Genomic DNA, 18537 nt, shown 5'->3' with positions numbered 1-18537 from the left:
CGTGCCGCGTCCAAAGAAACCGGCGCGAGCGGCCTATTAGACGCGGTAGGTGCTCAGCCTCCGAAACGAGACTATCAAGCATGAAGAGATCGAGCGCGAGGCAGAGGTTTTATTTGTGTTGAATTCTTGCTTCTCGATAGTGGTCTGAAATCGTATCATCGGTCATGGCGGGCGTGGCGTTCGCGGTTGAAGGTGATGGGGTGGCTTCGCAACCGAATCCTACGCCGCATCAGCGCTTTACACCACGCTCGCCAGCCTCTCAGGCGCCCTCTCGCGAATAAGACGGGCTAAACTGGTCACCCAGCCTGATATCCCGAGCGACACGGGCGCCGTACTGGCCCGCGAGATCGGCCGAGCCAAACACCTCGCCATCGCTGTCTGGCTGAAAGCGACCGTTGTGGATGATCGGGAAATAACAGCGCTCATAGCTTTGGCCGAGCTATGCGGGAAACTGGGTGATGACGGAATGAGATAGGCGGCGTATCGAGGCGGGTGTCGAGCCTGCCAGAACCTCAAGGAGAGCGATACGCCATGAACGAGCATAGCAACATTGTCCCACTGCGTCAGCCCGATGAGATCGACGATCCACTGACGAATATTTTGCGATCTGGAGCTCGGCAGCTGCTTGCGCAGGCTGTCGAGATGGAAGCCGAGGCGTTTCTCGCCGCGATGAAGGGCTTGAAGCTTCCCGATGGCCGCGACCGCCTCGTGCGACACGGCCATGGTCCAGTGCGGACGATCCAGACGGGGATCGGCGCCGTCGAAGTCGCCCGGGTAAAGATTCGCGATCGCGCGGTGACCAGCGATGGCGAGCGGATCCGCTTCACCTCGGCGATCCTGCCGTTGTGGGCACGGCGCACGAAGAGCTTGGATGCACTTTTGCCGGTTCTGTACCTGCGAGGCATCTCGACGGGCGACTTCCAGGAGGCGCTGGCGGCGCTCTTGGGCAAGGATGCGCCGAATCTTTCTCCGGCGGTGGTTTCCAGACTGACGACGGAGTGGCAGCTCGAGTACGAGCGTTGGCAGAAGCGCGATCTGTCGGCGCGCCGGTACGTATACGTGTGGGCGGACGGCGTCTTCCTGCAGGCTCGCATGGAAGACCACAGCGAATGCATGCTGGTGCTGATCGGCGCGACGCCGGAAGGCAAGAAGGAACTCATCGGCTTCCAGGTCGGCGTGCGCGAGAGCACGCAGAGCTGGCACGAACTGCTCGTCGAGGCGAAAACCCGAGGGCTGAAGATCGCCCCGGAAATCGCCGTCGGTGACGGCGCGCTCGGCTTCTGGAAGGCGCTCGACGAGGTCTTTCCCGCCACGCGACATCAGCGGTGCTGGGTGCACAAAACCGCGAATATCTTGAACAAAGTCGCAGTGTCGGTACAGGCCAGCATGAAGAAGGATCTGCGCGAGGTCTATTTGGCGTCCAACCGAGCTTCGGCCGAAGTGGCGATCGATGTCTTTGCCGAGAAATACGGAGCGAAGTACGACAAGGCGGTCGAGTGCCTGACGAAAGATCGCGACGCAATGCTTGCGTTCTACGAATTCCCCGCCGAGCATTGGGACCACTTGCGGACGACGAATCCCATCGAAAGCGTGTTCGCGACGGTCCGGCACAGAACGGTGCGCACGAAAGGTTCGTTATCGTCAACGACTGCCAAGTTGATGGTGTTCAAGCTGCTCTGCGCCGCATCAAAGACCTGGCGGCGGCTGAAAGGCACAAATCAGTTGCCGAAGGTCAGCGCAGGTGTCAGATTCGAAAACGGCATCGAGGTCATCCAAGTGCCGGAAAACCACGCCGCCTGATCGCCTCGTCACCCAAAATCCCGCATAGCTCCTGATTGGCTGCAAACACCGCAAGCGCTTGGGACCGCAGGGACGTGATTTGCTGCTCGAATATGTGCATCCATTGGCCTGTAGCTACCCTGTGTGGTGACGTCGCAAGCGATGGTGGCCAGCCTTCGCCCCTTGGATTGGCAGGGCTGGCCACCCTTGCTCCCGAGGGGCCCAAAATTCCCCCCTAGCGCCACCAAGGAGTATCGCTGAGAAGGACTGGAAGCACCTACCAGCACCAGTGGGTTGCCGCGCCCCCGCGTGCATGCCATATCAAAGTGCTCGGCCCGCAAATGTTCGAGCCGGCTCCGCTCATAGGAGTAACCGCCGTGCCTAGGACCGAAGTGGTAGCGGCAATCCAAGCATTGACGGACTACGTCCGTAGGCCAAGCCATGCATCGGCAGAAGACACGTACGCGCCACAGCGAACTGAAGAACAGCTGGCCGATTGGCGATCCCGGGTTGAAGTTATCTGCTCAAAAATGGACGCGGTGGCGGATTGCCCTCTTTCGACCTTATCCGAATTCGAGGCGCTCAGACGCGAGATGGGGACAGATTTTCCCGCAACGCCACCCGCTTTACTAAACCGTGTAGCGGACGCATTTTTACGCTGCGGGTCGGCGGATGCCGGCCCCTTAATCAGGACGGAGCCGGATGATGCCTAGCACATTCTCGCTGCACAAGATCGACGAAGCTATACGCGACCTCGAAGAAAAAGTTGCTCACGGTGCAGAAATCAGCCGCGAGGAGCTCGCGAGCGGCATTCTGCGGATTACGAAGCGTCTTCGAGATGAACTCGAAGCCGCGCTCAAGGTAATCGATAGCCTCAAGGATCACACCGGGCTCACGGTGGCAGCCGCGCGACCTAAACAGCGGGAACGTTAGCGGCCACGTGACTCGGCGCTTTGGGGTGGACCGATAAAGCGCTGTCCCTATCACGCGCCGCTAACTTCGCCCGGTCAGCCTCAAGGGAGGGAGAAGCTGACCGGGCAACGTTATCCTCCGGACGAATGCCCTAGAGCAACTACCAGGATAGGGCGGTGACTTGGCAATCAGTCTCGGATCGCAGGCAGCGCCGTCGCGTGTCGCCATCGGCAACTTACTACCAAGGAAGGTACAGCGCGACGAACAGTACCAAGAGGATTAGAGCGCACGCCCACGCGAACAATAGCGCCTTATCCATCGGCCGATTCCGATCGATCTCCTCGGCCGCCCGCAGCGGCGTACCACTGCGGCCTTTTTTCGTTGAAGGCACGTTGCGGTCCTTCACCCGATTCGTAGATTTTCCGCCGAGTCTTTTCCGCGATTGTTCACGACGTCGAAGCTAACCTTAGCTCCCTCTGCGAGTGAGGTGAAACCAGCCTTCTCAACTGCCGAGATGTGAACAAAGACGTCCTTCCCACCAGAATCCGGTTGAATAAACCCGTACCCCTTCGTCGGGTTGAACCACTTCACCGTCCCCATTGCCACTTAACTTCTCCATTTTTAAAAAACCAAAGCTATTCCCGACTTTCGACAAAAGAAAGGCGAGCTATGCGGGATTTTGGGTGACGAGGCGATCAGGCGGCGTGGTTTTCCGGCACTTGGATGACCTCGATGCCGTTTTCGAATCTGACACCTGCGCTGACCTTCGGCAACTGATTTGTGCCTTTCAGCCGCCGCCAGGTCTTTGATGCGGCGCAGAGCAGCTTGAAGAGCTGGCCCCGCAAATTCGGACAGTAGCTTGAGTGGATTTTCTGCCTGACAGCGGCGAGGATTCTTGCTGCGAATCAGGAGCGAAGATGACGAAGAAGAGCCGCCGGACGCATTCTCCGGCATTCAAGGCGAAGGTTGCTTTGGCTGCGGTCAAAGGCGACAAGACACTGGCGGAGCTGGCGCAACTGTTTGATGTTCATCCGAACCAGATCACGATCTGGAAAAACCAGCTCCTGGAAGGCGCCGCCGGCGTGTTTGGGCATGACAAGACATCGGCCGAGACGCCGGTCGATTTGAAGGCGTTACATGCCAAGATCGGCGAGCTGGCGTTGGAAAACGATTTTTTGTTCGGCGCGCTCACCAAGGCGGGCCTGCTGAGCGCAAAGCGATGATCGACCGCGATCATGATCTTTCTATCGTGCGCCAGGCGAAGGTCCTGAAGCTGGCTCGCAGCACGGTCTACTATGAACCTCGGCCAGTTTCGGCCGAGGACCTTGCCTTGATGCGTCGGCTCGATGAGCTGCATCTCGATTATCCCTTCGCGGGAGCGCGTATGCTGCGATCGTTGCTGCGGCGGGAGGGCGTATACGCCGGTCGCCGCCACATCGCGACGCTGATGAAGCGCATGGGGATCGAGGCGGTCTATCGTCGCCCGAACACGAGCAAGCCGGCTCCGGGTCACAAGATCTACCCGTACCTGTTGCGCGGATTGAAGATCGAGCGGCCCGACCATGCGTGGGCAATGGACATCACCTACATTCCGATGCGGCGTGGCTTCGTCTATCTCGCGGCGGTCGTCGATGTGTTCAGCCGACGGGTCCTGGCCCATCGCGTCTCGATCACAATGGAGGCGGCCTTCTGCGTCGAAGCGGTCCAGGAGGCGTTGGCGAAGCACGGCAGGCCCGAGATTTTCAACACGGATCAGGGCAGCCAGTTCACCAGCCTCGAGTTCACCGATGTGCTGCTGGACGCGAAGATCGCCATCAGCATGGACGGCAAGGGCGCCTGGCGCGACAACGTGTTTGTCGAGCGGCTCTGGCGCACGGTCAAATACGAAGAAGTATATCTCCGCGCCTACGACAGCGTGTCCGAGGCGCGAGCGTCAATTGCCAAGTATCTGGCCTTCTACAATCAGGGACGCCCTCACTCGAGCCTTGACGGGCGCACGCCCGACGAGGCTTACTTCGGCACGCAAGCTATGGTGATGGCCGCATGACCGTCGCCGACGGTTTTGTCGTCGCTCTGGTCGGGCTACGCCCTCCCGACGCAACGACAAAACCGTAAAGCCCCGCGTTCAGCATAACCCGGCAGGAATCCACTTAAATCCAGCGGGGCGCTGTCCAAACAACCGGGGCCAGCTCTCTTGTCGAGTACGTTGCTCACTTTATGGCACCAGCATCGTTGGTGCCGCGTGCCGGGAAAGGCCTCGTCCAGTGCCTTCCAGAAGCCGAGGGCGCCGTCGCCGATGGCGAGTTGCGGGGCAATCCGTAACCCGCGTTGCCGCAGGTCGATCAGGAGTTCGCGCCAGCTCTGCGCGCTCTCGCGCACGCCGACCTGGAAGCCGATCAGCTCCTTCTTGCCTTCCGGCGTGGTGCCAATCAGCACCAGCATGCATTCGCTGTGATCTTCCATGCGGGCCTGCAGGTACACGCCATCGGCCCAGATGTAGACATAGCGACGCGCCGACAGATCGCGTCTCTGCCAGCGTTCGTACTCGACCTGCCAATCGGCCTTCAGGCCGGCGATCACCGAAGGCGACAGGTTCGGCGCATCCTTGCCGAGCAGCGCCGAGAGCGCCTCCTGGAAGTCGCCGGTCGAGATGCCGCGCAAATAGAGGACCGGGATCAAGGCATCCAGGCTCTTCGTCCGCCGCGCCCATAGCGGCAGGATTGCCGAACTGAAGCGGAGGCGGTCGCCTGGCCCGCTCGCTCCGCGGTCGCGGACCTTGGGACGAGCGACCTCCACCGGACCGATGCCGGTCGCAATCTCGCGCACCGGACCGTGCCCATGTCGGACCAGGCGCGCTCGACCGTCGGGCAGCGTCAGATTGGCCGTGCTGGCCAGAAACGCGCCAACCTCGATCTCGATCGCCCTGGCAAGCAGGTCCCGCGCGCCGGCACGAACGATATCGGTCAGTGGATCATCAACCGCGGACGGCTGACGGAAAGCAAGAACATTGGTAGTCTCGGTCATGGCGTATCGCTCTCCTCGAGAGGTTCTGGCAGGCTCGTCACCCGCCTCGATACGCCGCCTTCCTCACACCGTCATCACCCAGATTCCGCCATAGCTCCCAGAAATCGAGCCACGACTCGATCATTATGACCGTGTAAATGTAGAGCAGCATCACGCACCGCTCAAAATCGCAGCGCATGACAGTAATCGGCGGTAGGATCTTCGTTCGCGCTTTGAGGTGCAATCTGAGCACACGCGAGAAAACGGCAGTTGCCAATCGCGCATAAGAAAATCTCACGTCCTGAAAAACGACCAAGTCACTATCGCAACCAAAGGTTGTCCACCGGAAAGAGACAGCTTCGCTCTCCGTAAATGCCCGGTGGTTGGCTAGGGGGATGTCCCGGGTTCTGTTGAATTTCTGAAGAGGTCGGCGTTGCCCACCTTGAGCCGGTAGGCTGGGGGTGCTGATTCCACAAAGGAGAGCAACGCCATGACGAGAGATATCACACCGGCTGGTTGGCCGGCGACCGGGGCTGTGGACGAAGCGTTTGCAGAGGTGCGAGCGAGCTTCGATCGGTTCTGCCTCGCGGCAGGGATCGAGGCGCTCGGCACGATGATGGAGGCGGATGTTGTGGCGGCCTGCCCGCCGCGCCACGATCGCGACGCGGCGCGGCGGGCGCACCGTTGGGGCCGAACGCGGGGACGGATCGGTTTCCACGGCGGCAAGATCGAGGTCGAGCGCCCGCGGGTCCGGGGCGTGGATGGCCGCAAGGTCACGATCCAGAGCTGGGAAACGGCGGCGCAGGAGGATTGGCTCGGTCGCTGGGCGATGAACCTGATGCTGGTCAATGTGTCGACGCGCCGGCACCGCCCGGATCGGGGGTTTCGAAGTCGGCGGCCTCGCGGAGGTTCGTCGCGCTGTCGGCGGCGCGGCTGGCCGACTTCATGGCTGCCGATCTGTCCGCGCGCTCGACCTTCTGGTGGTCCAAATCGACGGGCTGCATCTCGGCGACGATCTCGTGCTGGTCGCCGCGATCGCGGTTGACGGCGAAGGCAACAAGCATCCGCTGGCGCTGGTGGAAGATGCTATGGGGCGGTGGCGAGGATATTGCATCTATCTTTGCTAATGTGAACCGATGGAGCGCCCCATGCAAAAGTTGAACGATCTGAGCCGATCCCCGAGCCCACTCGATCCGGACGGCACGCTAATCGCCGTTATCGAACTGAGCCTGTCGAGCTGGCTCGTCGCCGGCATTGTGCCTGGTGTCGAGCGCCAGCCATTGAAGAAGCTCGCGGTCGATGAGAGCGCATTGCTGAAATTGCTGCATCGATGGCGAGATGAAGCGGCGAAGGCTGGGCATCACATCAAACGCATCGCTGTCGCTTTCGAGGCCGGCCGTGACGGCTTCTGGCTGGCGCGCTGGCTCAGGGCACATGATATTGAGGCCCACGTCATTCACGCATCGAGCGTCGCGGTATCGCGCGAGCACCGGCGCGCCAAGACCGATCGGCTCGACACCAGCTTGCTCAAGCGCTCTTTTCTCGGCTGGCTGCGCGGCGAGCGTGATCACTGCAAGATGGTGGCGATCCCGACAATCAAGGACGAAGACGCCAAGCGGCCTAACCGCGAGCACGAGAGCCTCGTGGGAGAGCCGAGTCGGATCGTCAACCGAATGAAAGCAGCGTTAATTCGGCTGGGCATCCGCGGCTTCAATCCCAAGCTAAAGAAGGCAGCCGGACGCCTTGAAGATTTGCGCACTCCTGAGGGAGAGCCAATACTGCCCAACATGTTGGCTGAGCTGCGTCGCGACATGGAGCGCCGCCAGCTGATCAATGATCAGATCCGCCAAATCGAGGATGCTCGCCTGGAACGCATCGAGCAAGCGCCCGGTGATGGACCAAACGCCATGGTGCTCCTACTGGCGCGGGTGATCGGGGTTGGCATCGAGACGGCCGACATGCTGGTGCAGGAGGTGCTGGCGCGAAACATGCGCGATCGACGGGCCGTCGCACGTTATGCGGGCCTCACGGGTTCGCCCGACGAGAGTGGCATAAAACGGCGAGAGAAAGAGCTGGCCCGTTCCGGCAACGCTCGGGGTCGACGCGGCATGATCCAATTGGCGTGGCGATTTCTCATGCTCCAGAAGGACAGCACCTTGGCGCAGTGGTTTCGAGGCCGCACTGAGAGCACCCGCGGCACTCGCAAGATCATGATCGTGGCCTTGGCGCGCAAGCTTCTGATCGCCCTGTGGCGGCTGGTGCGCGAGGGCGTGGTACCGGACGGCGTCGTTCTGCGCCCGGCGCAATGAACGGAGGTCACTGAAGGCACCCGACAGTTTCGGCCCAGTCCGTCCGCTTGTGACGGGCCGCCGATGACGGTTCGAGGTGGCGGGGTCCCGAGTTGCCCCATGGCTATCATGCCGAGAGGAAGAATGGGTCCGCCGCCTCGGAGCTTCGCTGCCGATGCGCATGACTGCATCATGGTTCGGGTCCCTGGACCCACCGGATACAAGGCTGTGGCGCGACTGATCCGCGCCCGAAAGCGGGCTCCCCTCTGATCGTCATCTCGACCGCACCCACCGTGCCGGCGTGCTCGAAGCTGTCAAGGTATGGCCTCGCAAGAGCGAAGCATCTCGAAAGGTTGGTCCGCCGGCCAACCTTGACAGCCCCTGCGCGCGACGGCCTGGCGCTGCCGCGGGTCGGGACGAAGAAACGGGCTTTCAGATCGAACAAAGAAACTGACGAAGGACAAGACATGCGTTGCACTGCCGAACTTCTTGACAAAAGAAGCCCCATACAAGGGGCGACCGAGAATGCCGCAACGGTTCAGGCCCTGCTGGACAACCTGGTCTCGCGCGGGCTCGACCCGACGGTGCCAAGACTGTTCATCGCCGACGGCGCGAAAGCGTTGTCGAAGGCGATCCGCCGCACCTTCGGTCCGGCCGCCGCGATCCAGCGCTGCCAGATCCACAAGGCGCGCAACATCATGGAACGCCTGCCGACAGAGCATCATGCGGCCACCCGTCGGGTGCTGCGCCAGGCCTGGGAGCTCGATGACGCCGACAAGGCTGAAAATTTGATCCGCAATCTCGCGCGTCGACTCGACCAGCAATGGCCCGGCGTAGCGGCCAGCATCCTCGAAGGCCTCGACGAAATCCTGACTGTCGTCCGGTTGACGCTGCCGAAGGAGCTTCGTCGATCGCTCGCCTGCACCAACATCGCCGAGAACATGATGGGCACCATTCGCCGCGTCACGCGCAACGTCAAACGCTGGCGGGATGCCGGTATGGCGTTGCGATGAGTCGCGGCCGGCATGATCGAGGCCAACAAGGGCTTCCGACGATTGAAGGCGCATAAGCAATTGTCGGTTCTGCGTGCGGCCCTTCACGCTCACCACGATCGCATGACGATCAAGCCCGTTGCCCACGTCTCGAGGGCCGCGTAACATGCATTCCGGCAACGTCGGCCCGACGTAGTTCAACACCGATCGGGACATCCCCTTGGCTAGGTGCGAGAGGTTTTACATCAAGCGACGTAAGGAGATTTGGGAGCAGGTGCAGGCAGAAATGGCCGTTGGAGAAAGTGCGAGAATTTCTCGCACTTTACCGAAGCCGAAACGGGCCGAGGGAATAGACAATTCGCATCTGCAGCAGGCCATCTCCACTGGCGCCGGTGCGGCGAGTCTCCGCGCCGTAGCCGATTGGAACGAGCGCAAATCGTTTGACGAACGCCGCCGCGCTGGCGGCCCTGAAGCTCCGTGTCGGGATGCGCAGGGCGGCCGGAAGGAAAAAGCGTTAGCTCGCGGAAGGTGGGGGTCTTAGCCGTGGAGGCCGTCGCTAGTGGTTCATCACAGTAATTTTGACTCTTTGGGGGTGGCTGGATAGGCGCGGCCGAGTTTGGCGCGGGCTTTATCTGTTGTGAACATCCATTTGATGCGGACTCGGGTTTTATTTCGCCTCTTTTGCCATGCTGCGATCTCGTTTCGGAGCCTTTTGGGATCTGCGATGCGGCGGCCGAGACACTGGCGCTGTAGCACGCTGATCTCGCATTCGACCATGTTGAGCCAACTGGCGTGTTTCGGGGTGAAGTGGAATTCGAGGCGGCGCAGGATGCGCCGGGCCTCGGCGGGCGCGAAGGCCTCATACAGCGCCCCAGGCTTATGGATCGACAAATTGTCCTGCACGACACGGATGCAGGCGGCGTCGGGATAATGGACGTCGACGAGATCACGCATGCAGTGGGCGTAGTCCACGGCGGCGCGGCGATCGGTGACCTTGACGTTGCGCCAGCCCCGATGTGGATCGAAGGTGACGAAGAGATTGGCGGTGCCGTTGCGGCGATACTCGTAATCGTAGCGCTCGCGCTGTCCCGGTTGGGCCGGGACCGGCTGGCGCACCTCGCCGATCAGCTGGACGGGAGTCTCGTCGAAGCAGACCAGCGGCCGGGCGGGATCCGGCGTCTCGGCGTAGAGATCGAGCACGTCCTCCATGCGGGCGACGGGGAGTGTCAGAAGTTTTGTGTAAGAGCGTCTCTGTGAGGGGTTTGCGGGGTCAGCGGACTGACCCCATGGGGTCAGTCCGCTGAGCCTGCAAAGCGCTCGCCGAACTGGATGGCAAACTGGCCCATTGCGGCCGTCCATGCAACCGGTCGTCGCCAATGGATGCCGGCATTTCTGATGGCGAGGTAAAGCAGCTTCATCGCCGCCTCGTCGTTGGGGAAGCTGCCGCGTGTTTTGATGATCTTGCGCAGCGAACGGTTCAGCGCCTCGACCGCGTTGGTGGTATAGATCATTTTGCGTATCTCCGGCGCGAAGGCGAAGAACGGAATGACGTGCTCCCACGCCCGGCGCCAGGCCGCCCCGATCGCGGGATAGCGCTTGCCCCACTCGGCTTCGAAGTCCTCGAGCCTGAGCAGAGCGGCGTCGGCATTCTCGCATGATAGATCGCCTTGATCGAGGGAAGGATCGCCTTGCGATCCTTCCAGGACACGAAGGATAGGCTGTTGCGGATCAAATGCACGATGCAGGTCTGGACCATCGCCTTGGGAAAGACGCTGTTGATCGCCTCGGGAAAGCCCTTCAGACCGTCGACGACGGCGATCAGGATGTCGGCGACGCCGCGGTTCCTCAGATCGTTCATGACCTTGAGCCAGAATTTGGCGCCTTCGGTTTGCTCGATCCAAAGCCCGAGCACGTCTTTCTCGCCCGATGCAGTGATGCCCAGCACGACGTAGACTGCCTTGTTCTTGACCATCCCCTCATCGCGAATCTTGACCCTGAGCGCGTCGAAGAAGACCACCGGATAGATCGCTTCCAGCGGCCGGCTCTGCCATTCGCGGACCTCGTCGAGAATCGCGTCGGTGACCTTGCTGATCAGATCGGGGGACACCTCGGTGCCGTAGAGCTCGGCCAGATGGCCCTGGATCTCCCGTACCGTCATGCCCCGCCCGTAGAGACTGATGATCTTCTCGTCGAAGCCGTCGAAGCGGGTCTGGCCCTTCGCGACGATCACCGGTTCGAACGTGCCGGCGCGGTCGCGCGGCACCTCGATCTCGATCTCGCCGTCGTCCGTCAACAGCGCTTTGCTGCTTGTGCCGTTGCGGCTGTTGCCCGACCCGCGGCCCGCCGGGTCGCCCTTCTCATAGCCAAGGTGGTGGGTCAGCTCCGCACCCAGTGCGCGCTCCAGAAGCGCCTTCTTCAGTCGTCTGAAAAGCCCGTCTTCGCCGGCTAAGTCTTCTGGCTTGAGGCTGCCCCCGGCAAGAAGCTGGTCCAAAATCTCAGGTGAAAAATCCGTAGCCATGTGAGTCTCCTGTCAAAGGTAAACTCACAGAAACCATCTTACACCGAGTTACTGACACCCTCAGGCGACGTATTCGCCGTCGACATGGGGAATGCACCACATGTCCCTGCGCCACGGCTTGAGGTCGTTCTCGGCCAGCCGGCGACGCACGGTCTCGCCCGACAGGCTGTTGTGATCGGTGAGCTTGACCATCGTGTCGGCCAACAGCGTCAGCGTCCAGCGTTTGCAGCCGGCGGGCGGCTTGGCGCATGCGGTCGCCACCAGCAGGGCTTCCTCCTTGCCCGTCAGCTTGCGCTCAGCGCCCGGACGCGGCTCCTCGCTCAAGGCCCGCTCCAGATTGCCTTCCACGAAGCGGCGCTTGGTCCGGCCGACGGTGGAGAGGCTGACACTCACGGTCCGGGCAATCTCCTCGTCGCGGCAGCCTCCATCGGCCGCCAGCAAAACCTGCGCCCGCTTGAGCTTGCGGGCGGCGTGCTTGCCGCCACCGAGCATCGCCGTCAGTTCGTTGCGCTCGGCTTGGCTCAATTCGACCCGATAACGTACATTGATGCTTTGCCTCCTTGTCGGAGGCCGGGACGAATCCAACGATGAGTCAAAAATCAGGCACGCGCTTCACCGAGAAGCAGGGTTATTACCTGGCCTTCATCCATACCTACGCCCACATGTTCGGACGTCCACCCTCCGAAGCCGACATCCAGCGCCACTTCCGCGTCAGCCCGCCTTCGGTCCACCAGATGATCGTCACCCTCGAACGAAACGGCTTCATCCAACGTCAACCTGGCGTCCCCAGAAGCATCGAAATCCTCGTGCCGCCGGAAAGCTTGCCGATCCTCGAATGGCTCGGTATCAAAACGTCGAAATCACTGTGATGAACCACTAGTGGGGATCACGGACACTCAGCCAGTGAAAGAAGATTGTCTGGCTGAATGCCGTCCGCCGTTGTCTTGATGTATTTGTGCCCGTTGTGTTCGGCCACGACCACGCCAGCCATGAGTCCGTCTTCTTCGACATAGAACTCCCATTCGCCGCTTTCAATGTCTCTGATCGTCTGAACGACAGACTGCTTCCATTGACTTCCGTTTGAATATTCACCTCCGACACTTTCAATCCTCTCATGGGGATTCATCCTGTCGGTCTTATTGATGCAGCGAACGCGTGCGAGTTTAACCACAGGGCTCTCTCCTTCGTGTGCAAAGGCTGGGTGACCAGTTTAGCGTTCAGTGGCGGCCCAAGGCAGCCCAACCAATCCTGGTAGGTGCCCGGGAGGCTTTTCGCCGATACAATGCGAGGGCACCCTGTGGGCCAGCCTGGCACCCCCGGGAGGGGTGGTCAGCGTGTTATGGCAAGGCTGGCCGCCGAAGTTGGTGGCGCATGATAGGGACAGCGCTTCATCGGTCCGTCGCGAAGCGCGGAGTCATGTCGCCGCTAGCTTCACTGGGCAGCGCGGGCGCGGTAGGGACAGCGTCGGTTGCGCATTTCGACGCCGAGCCGCGCCCGCGCTGCTTCTTCCCTTGAGGCTCAGAAGACGGAGCAGCAACGCGCGGCATTCGGCGGCGTTAATGCTTCGGTTGCGTCGCCGGATGTATTTCAATTCTCTCGGCCGTCATAACGACGCGCTTCGCAGCGTAGTTGGGGAGGGAGCTTTCGGTCAAGTCAGCTGGGATAATTCGAACATTCTTTCGGCAAGCGGGCAGGTGAGCCATCGCCTGGATCTCCGCGCAGTCGTTCCTCAAGGCTTCCCGTTCTGCCGCAGGTGCGACAGACTTTGCAGAAACAATCGTAACCATTCCGGGCTGAGGTGCAATGCAGTGGTAGCCGTCCATAGCGTAGAGGCACCTCACGTTTCTAAGCTCGATAGGCTGCCCGATGAACAGAGCTGGCCCCGCAAATTCGGACAGTAGCTTGAGTGGATTTTCTGCCTGACAGCGGCGAGGATTCTTGCTGCGAATCAGGAGCGAAGATGACGAAGAAGAGCCGCCGGACGCATTCTCCGGCATTCAAGGCGAAGGTTGCTTTGGCTGCGGTCAAAGGCGACAAGACACTGGCGGAGCTGGCGCAACTGTTTGATGTTCATCCGAACCAGATCACGATCTGGAAAAACCAGCTCCTGGAAGGCGCCGCCGGCGTGTTTGGGCATGACAAGACATCGGCCGAGACGCCGGTCGATTTGAAGGCGTTACATGCCAAGATCGGCGAGCTGGCGTTGGAAAACGATTTTTTGTCCGGCGCGCTCACCAAGGCGGGCCTGCTGAGCGCAAAGCGATGATCGACCGCGATCATGATCTTTCTATCGTGCGCCAGGCGAAGGTCCTGAAGCTGGCTCGCAGCACGGTCTACTATGAACCTCGGCCAGTTTCGGCCGAGGACCTTGCCTTGATGCGTCGGCTCGATGAGCTGCATCTCGATTATCCCTTCGCGGGAGCGCGTATGCTGCGATCGTTGCTGCGGCGGGAGGGCGTATACGCCGGTCGCCGCCACATCGCGACGCTGATGAAGCGCATGGGGATCGAGGCGGTCTATCGTCGCCCGAACACGAGCAAGCCGGCTCCGGGTCACAAGATCTACCCGTACCTGTTGCGCGGATTGAAGATCGAGCGGCCCGACCATGCGTGGGCAATGGACATCACCTACATTCCGATGCGGCGTGGCTTCGTCTATCTCGCGGCGGTCGTCGATGTGTTCAGCCGACGGGTCCTGGCCCATCGCGTCTCGATCACAATGGAGGCGGCCTTCTGCGTCGAAGCGGTCCAGGAGGCGTTGGCGAAGCACGGCAGGCCCGAGATTTTCAACACGGATCAGGGCAGCCAGTTCACCAGCCTCGAGTTCACCGATGTGCTGCTGGACGCGAAGATCGCCATCAGCATGGACGGCAAGGGCGCCTGGCGCGACAACGTGTTTGTCGAGCGGCTCTGGCGCACGGTCAAATACGAAGAAGTATATCTCCGCGCCTACGACAGCGTGTCCGAGGCGCGAGCGTCAATTGCCAAGTATCTGGCCTTCTACAATCAGGGACGCCCTCACTCGAGCCTTGACGGGCGCACGCCCGACGAGGCTTACTTCGGCACGCAAGCTATGGTGATGGCCGCATGACCGTCGCCGACGGTTTTGTCGTCGCTCTGGTCGGGCTACGCCCTCCCGACGCAACGACAAAACCGTAAAGCCCCGCGTTCAGCATAACCCGGCAGGAATCCACTTAAATCCAGCGGGGCGCTGTCCAAACAACCGGGGCCAGCTCTGTAGATTGGATTGGGGACGGCCTCGGCGGCGCGATCTACCCTCGGCTCAAAAGCATAAGCCACTGTTTCGCGTTGAGCCCTGCCTGTCTTTAGCCTACGAAGCCGGGCGTGAACCCTTGCGCTCCCAGAACATCCATCATCCTCTCACGAAGCCGGAGGCGCCATGGCTTTGAGCATCACCATTTCCGTCAAAGTCTGCTGTTGGGGACGCCAAAGGGACGTCGCAGCAGCCCGCTGCCAAAAAGATCCAGGTGCATTCGGATTCGCGGAGCAGTTCGCAGCGGACCTGAAAGATCATAGAATGCGCATCTAACTGCTGGCGTGTGCCAAGTCTCACTTGGCACGTCTTCGATTCAATCACCAGGCGGCCGTATCGCTATCTGGCGCCGACCATCGGCTCATCCATCATCAAGCTCGCTCATGGCCTCATCCATATCCGACTGCGAATCGCTTATGACTTGCGTCGCGACGGAAACGAGAGCCTTTTCGAATGCTCGGCGCAGTAGCGCTGCACGCGTGTCATCGCCGCCGTTCTCGGCGGTGTCGGAGGGGGCGCCAACCTGCGACGCTGTTGCATTGATATCGGCTGCGTCTGCGTTCATGTCGTAACACCCGGATAGCGGCGTCGCCTAGATGACCTATCCTCTTCATGCTAGCAGGAGCAGCTTGCGAAAAGCTGACTAAGATCGAGCTTCCTTGGCGGCTTCATCCATGATCGAGAAGGATCATGAGCACGCGCCAGCGGAAGTGATGACATTCAAAGCGGCGCGCGATGCTGCTGTCGAGCTGGCTGCACGCAAGCGGGCCAATCTCGTCAAGGTGCTGCCTTAAAGAATTGCGGACTCAGGGCTTTACCTGCGACGGTTCGATCACGAAGTAGCATGTACCGGGGCGAAGGCCGCATACGTTATCGCAGGTGCACGAGCCGCCATCACATTCGTCTCCTTTTCCGCCAGTTAGCAATTCGTGGAACAGAAACGCGCCCTCTGCAAATTCCTTTGCGTTGCCTTGGCGAACTCCTCGGATACCGTTTTTCGATTGAGCGATTGCTTTCGTATACAGATGAAGTTTCGGGCAGTTCGCAGCAATGCCGAACGCCGCGCCCTGCAGAAATGCAACGCTTCGGCCATCGGCGTGCGCTGATGATGAGCACGGCCGTTGTTGGCGATTTGAACAACATCAGACCTCTTGTCCCCATAACACCATACCGATTGCGGCGCTAAAGCATCGCTACCCTGCTGTTGGCTGATCTTCCTTATCCGCGCCGCGCATCACGATCTTCAGCGCATCATCCGGCAACGGCCGCTGCAATGCCTTTGCTTCATCCCGCGGCGCGCGCATCCATACGTCGCGCTCCTCATCGGTCGTCAGGAAGCCATAAACGAGGTGAGGGCCGGGGGCCGGCTTGGACTTGGTGCCCCGGTCGCCCTTGAACCCGGTCCAGATGCCCGCGATCAGATGGGCATGGCGGCTACCGGCCGGTTGTACACGCCGCTCGCGGGAGAGATCGACAGGCGCGCAGCCAGCCAAGGAGCAAGGTTGTGTTCCAGCCAGCCATGGCAATCGCTGATGAGCGATCCTCATCAGTGGTCGCGTTGTCGACCGTGGTGAGGCATCCGGGCGAAACTTTGCGCCGCAATGCTGCTCGAAGAACAGGGAGTCGTCCAGAAACCTGACGGCGTTTGCCCCTGAGGTTGGTGAGCGTGATTTTGGTTTGATGAGCGCTCATCCATGCGAATAAGTTGCTGAGAAACACGATGCCAGCAGGTCGGACAAAGCCGAGATTGCCGAAATCGTTGATGACCTCCGGCGGCCAGCCGTTGACGGCGTGCGCCGCAAGATCGGCCGCAACCTTCGACAGGGACAGTCCATTGAACGGTACCGTCAAATTAACGAATTGGAGCGGCGGAGGGGTAGACGACCGGCAGACCGCCCGGGACCCTCTTTATCGCCGCCATCGCACCGGAAGTGATCAGTTATCCCGTTTGGTTATATTTCCGGCTTCCCTTAAGCTTGCGGATGGTCGAGGAAATGCTGGCGGCGCGTGGCATTGGCGTGACCTATGAAACCGTGCGCCAGTGGGGACGGAAATTCGGCAAGCCGTTCTCCGATCGGATCCGCCAGCGCACTCCCCCTCGCGGTGACAAATGGCATCTGGACGAAGTCGTTATCTCGATCGCGGGCGAACAACATTGGCTCTGGCGCGCTGTCGACCAGAATGGCTTCGTTCCTGACGTCTTGATCCAGCGCCGAAGAAACTCGCGCGTTGCGCAGCGGCTCATGAAGAAGCTCTTGAAATCCGCCGGCACGCCGCCGCGCGTTATGATCACGGATAAGCTGCGTTCGTACGGCGCTGCGAGGGCGAAGATGGGCTTACACGTCGAACATCGCCAGCACAAAGCTCTCAACAATCGGGCCGAGAATTCTCATCAGCCGACGCGGCGACGCGAGCGGATCATGACGCGCTTCAAATCGTCCCGTCAGGCTCAACGGTTTCTGTCCGTTCACGATCAGGTCGCGAACCTTTTCCACATCCCCTATCCCGGCGCCGCCACCGCCGACTTCCGTCGTGCTTCGCGCGAGCGAGCCTTTGCGACTTGGCGCGAGATCTCCATGACAAGCGCTATCGCCGACTCTCGACCTCTGAGAATCGCCTCCTTCGGCTCGGCGGTCGATTAAGTTGACGATGCCCCCTGATGAGCCAGAGCCTCCCTTCTCGAAAAGCCTGATCAGTCTCAAATTGTCTGACGACGGACAATCGTTGCCACTGTCTCAGCCAGGCTGCTGTCATCCGAAAGACGGCAAATCCGGGCGCGGGTCCACCCTTCTTCCCGAGCTCGTCAGCTTCTCGAAAGCCAACCTTCCTAGCATTCAAGCCCGGTCTCTAGATGCCGATGCCGCCCATGCTGAACTAGGGGGCCCGCTAGTGGATCTGCAGGAGATTTTGTTATCAGAAAGGAGAGCTTTATGGATTCCAATCGGATAAGCGGTGCCGGCGCGCAAGGGTCTCCAACGGGTTACGTCCGGACACAGGAGGATCATGATCTATTTAGGCAGGCCGCGAATGAAGCCCGGTCATTATCATCTGCCGGGCCTGTGTCGGCACAGACGCCGATTTGGCGTTCGAGCGCTCCATACGGAAGCTTTTCACGCGATGGCTACTCTTGGAACAACGACGTATGGGGCCCGCACCCTGGGCCTCAGACGATTTCGGTGAGTGCAGCCAACCGGTGGAGCGTGTGGTCGAACCAGCCCAATACTCCTGGCATCAAGAGCTATCCGCACGTGGCTTTCAATATCGGGAAACCGCTCAGCTCAATCAACACTCTGAGCTCGAGCTTCAATCAGGAAGTTCCCACTGGCGGCGCCTGGGATGTCGCCTACGATATCTGGGACAGCTCAGACCGACATGAGATAATGCTCTGGACAAACTACACCGGAAACTCGGACGGGAGCGGCAACGTTAAGCCCATTTCATATCATTATGCCCCTTCCGGTGCGGCGATTCCGGTCTACAGCAATGTCAATGTAGGCGGGGCGACTTGGAACGTGTTTGAAGGCGAAGGCTCCGATGGTCACAAGGTCATCTCATTGCTGCGCACTTCGAAGACCAACAGCGGGACAGTGGACATCAAGAGTATCCTGCAGTGGATCAAGTCGAAGGGGTACTTTGGCGACATAAACGTCGGTAGCGTCCAATACGGCGTCGAGATTACCTCGTCCCCGGGGGGAAAGAACTTCAATTTCAACAACTGGTCCGTGACTTCGAAGTGAAGTCCGCGCGGGCGGTAAGGTGAGCTGCGCTATGC

Annotated in this window: 11 protein-coding genes and 8 pseudogenes; 10 read left to right on the top strand and 9 right to left on the bottom strand. The window is 60.5% G+C overall.

Annotation, left to right across the window (positions count from 1 at the left end; genetic code table 11):
- Nucleotides 1-531: 531 nt before the first annotated feature.
- A complete protein-coding gene (locus tag ABIF91_RS08955) occupies nt 532-1800 on the top strand; it encodes an IS256 family transposase (protein ID WP_014497957.1) in 1269 nt (422 codons plus the stop codon).
- Nucleotides 1801-2484: 684 nt separating this feature from the next.
- The gene (locus tag ABIF91_RS08950) at nt 2485-2712 is read left to right on the top strand and encodes a hypothetical protein (RefSeq protein ID WP_223153796.1); all 228 of its coding nucleotides are present in this window, start codon (nt 2485-2487) and stop codon (nt 2710-2712) included.
- A gap of 381 nt (nt 2713-3093) precedes the next feature.
- Here the strand turns inward: ABIF91_RS08950 and ABIF91_RS08945 are convergent, their stop codons facing one another.
- Nucleotides 3094-3297, bottom strand: coding sequence for a cold-shock protein (locus ABIF91_RS08945; protein WP_028182460.1), 204 nt, complete (start codon nt 3295-3297; stop codon nt 3094-3096).
- Between the two features lie 89 nt (nt 3298-3386).
- A pseudogene (locus tag ABIF91_RS08940) lies at nt 3387-3524 on the bottom strand (IS256 family transposase); the annotation flags it as partial.
- Between the two features lie 84 nt (nt 3525-3608).
- Between ABIF91_RS08940 and ABIF91_RS08935 the strand changes: the two are divergent.
- Nucleotides 3609-4738 (top strand): IS3-like element ISRj2 family transposase gene (locus ABIF91_RS08935; protein WP_129557670.1). Its coding sequence is split into 2 segments (ribosomal slippage): nt 3609-3861 and nt 3861-4738, totalling 1131 coding nucleotides; the frame shifts between segments, so codons are not numbered across the junction.
- 146 nt (nt 4739-4884) lie between these two features.
- Here ABIF91_RS08935 and ABIF91_RS08930 read toward each other — a convergent pair.
- Nucleotides 4885-5715 (bottom strand): annotated as a pseudogene (locus ABIF91_RS08930) (IS256 family transposase); the annotation flags it as partial.
- A 469-nt stretch (nt 5716-6184) separates the two neighbouring features.
- On the opposite strand from ABIF91_RS08930, the pseudogene ABIF91_RS08925 reads away from it, so the two are divergent.
- The 3 genes and pseudogenes from ABIF91_RS08925 to ABIF91_RS08915 form a co-directional block, all read left to right on the top strand.
- Nucleotides 6185-6782: pseudogene (locus ABIF91_RS08925) on the top strand (IS256 family transposase); the annotation flags it as partial.
- A 60-nt stretch (nt 6783-6842) separates the two neighbouring features.
- The gene (locus ABIF91_RS08920; RefSeq protein ID WP_424579057.1) at nt 6843-8003 is read left to right on the top strand and encodes an IS110 family transposase; all 1161 of its coding nucleotides are present in this window, start codon (nt 6843-6845) and stop codon (nt 8001-8003) included.
- 485 nt (nt 8004-8488) lie between these two features.
- Nucleotides 8489-9139 (top strand): annotated as a pseudogene (locus ABIF91_RS08915) (transposase); the annotation flags it as partial.
- Between the two features lie 402 nt (nt 9140-9541).
- Here ABIF91_RS08915 and ABIF91_RS08910 read toward each other — a convergent pair.
- The 3 genes and pseudogenes from ABIF91_RS08910 to ABIF91_RS08900 all read right to left on the bottom strand — a co-directional run.
- Nucleotides 9542-10333: an IS630 family transposase gene (locus tag ABIF91_RS08910; RefSeq protein WP_424579056.1), complete on the bottom strand. Its 792-nt coding sequence runs from the start codon at nt 10331-10333 to the stop codon at nt 9542-9544.
- Nucleotides 10267-11492: pseudogene (locus tag ABIF91_RS08905) on the bottom strand (IS256 family transposase). The gene ABIF91_RS08910 and the pseudogene ABIF91_RS08905 overlap by 67 nt, the downstream one beginning before the upstream one ends.
- Nucleotides 11493-11555: 63 nt before the next feature.
- Nucleotides 11556-12041: pseudogene (locus tag ABIF91_RS08900) on the bottom strand (helix-turn-helix domain-containing protein); the annotation flags it as partial.
- A gap of 38 nt (nt 12042-12079) precedes the next feature.
- On the opposite strand from ABIF91_RS08900, the gene ABIF91_RS08895 reads away from it, so the two are divergent.
- Nucleotides 12080-12361, top strand: a complete 282-nt coding sequence (locus ABIF91_RS08895; RefSeq protein ID WP_028182402.1) for a LexA family protein — start codon at nt 12080-12082, stop codon at nt 12359-12361.
- Between the two features lie 17 nt (nt 12362-12378).
- Here the strand turns inward: ABIF91_RS08895 and ABIF91_RS08890 are convergent, their stop codons facing one another.
- On the bottom strand, nt 12379-12663 hold the full coding sequence (locus tag ABIF91_RS08890; protein WP_028182401.1) for a DUF3892 domain-containing protein: 285 nt from the start codon (nt 12661-12663) through the stop codon (nt 12379-12381).
- Between the two features lie 789 nt (nt 12664-13452).
- On the opposite strand from ABIF91_RS08890, the gene ABIF91_RS08885 reads away from it, so the two are divergent.
- Nucleotides 13453-14582 (top strand): IS3-like element ISRj2 family transposase gene (locus ABIF91_RS08885; protein ID WP_129557670.1). Its coding sequence is split into 2 segments (ribosomal slippage): nt 13453-13705 and nt 13705-14582, totalling 1131 coding nucleotides; the frame shifts between segments, so codons are not numbered across the junction.
- 544 nt (nt 14583-15126) lie between these two features.
- Here ABIF91_RS08885 and ABIF91_RS08880 read toward each other — a convergent pair.
- On the bottom strand, nt 15127-15330 hold the full coding sequence (locus ABIF91_RS08880) for a hypothetical protein (RefSeq protein ID WP_011084467.1): 204 nt from the start codon (nt 15328-15330) through the stop codon (nt 15127-15129).
- A gap of 628 nt (nt 15331-15958) precedes the next feature.
- Nucleotides 15959-16201 (bottom strand): annotated as a pseudogene (locus tag ABIF91_RS08875) (hypothetical protein); the annotation flags it as partial.
- Nucleotides 16202-16599: 398 nt separating this feature from the next.
- Between ABIF91_RS08875 and ABIF91_RS08870 the strand changes: the two are divergent.
- Nucleotides 16600-17407: pseudogene (locus tag ABIF91_RS08870) on the top strand (IS6 family transposase).
- Nucleotides 17408-17695: 288 nt separating this feature from the next.
- A complete protein-coding gene (locus ABIF91_RS08865; protein WP_011084471.1) occupies nt 17696-18502 on the top strand; it encodes a glycoside hydrolase family 12 protein in 807 nt (268 codons plus the stop codon).
- Nucleotides 18503-18537 lie beyond the last annotated feature (35 nt).

It is taken from the genome of Bradyrhizobium sp. USDA 241 (genome assembly GCF_049739505.1).
GTDB lineage: Bacteria > Pseudomonadota > Alphaproteobacteria > Rhizobiales > Xanthobacteraceae > Bradyrhizobium > Bradyrhizobium liaoningense.
The sequence above is the reverse complement of the archived record's forward strand: the minus strand, read 5'-3'. Positions and strand labels throughout refer to the sequence as shown.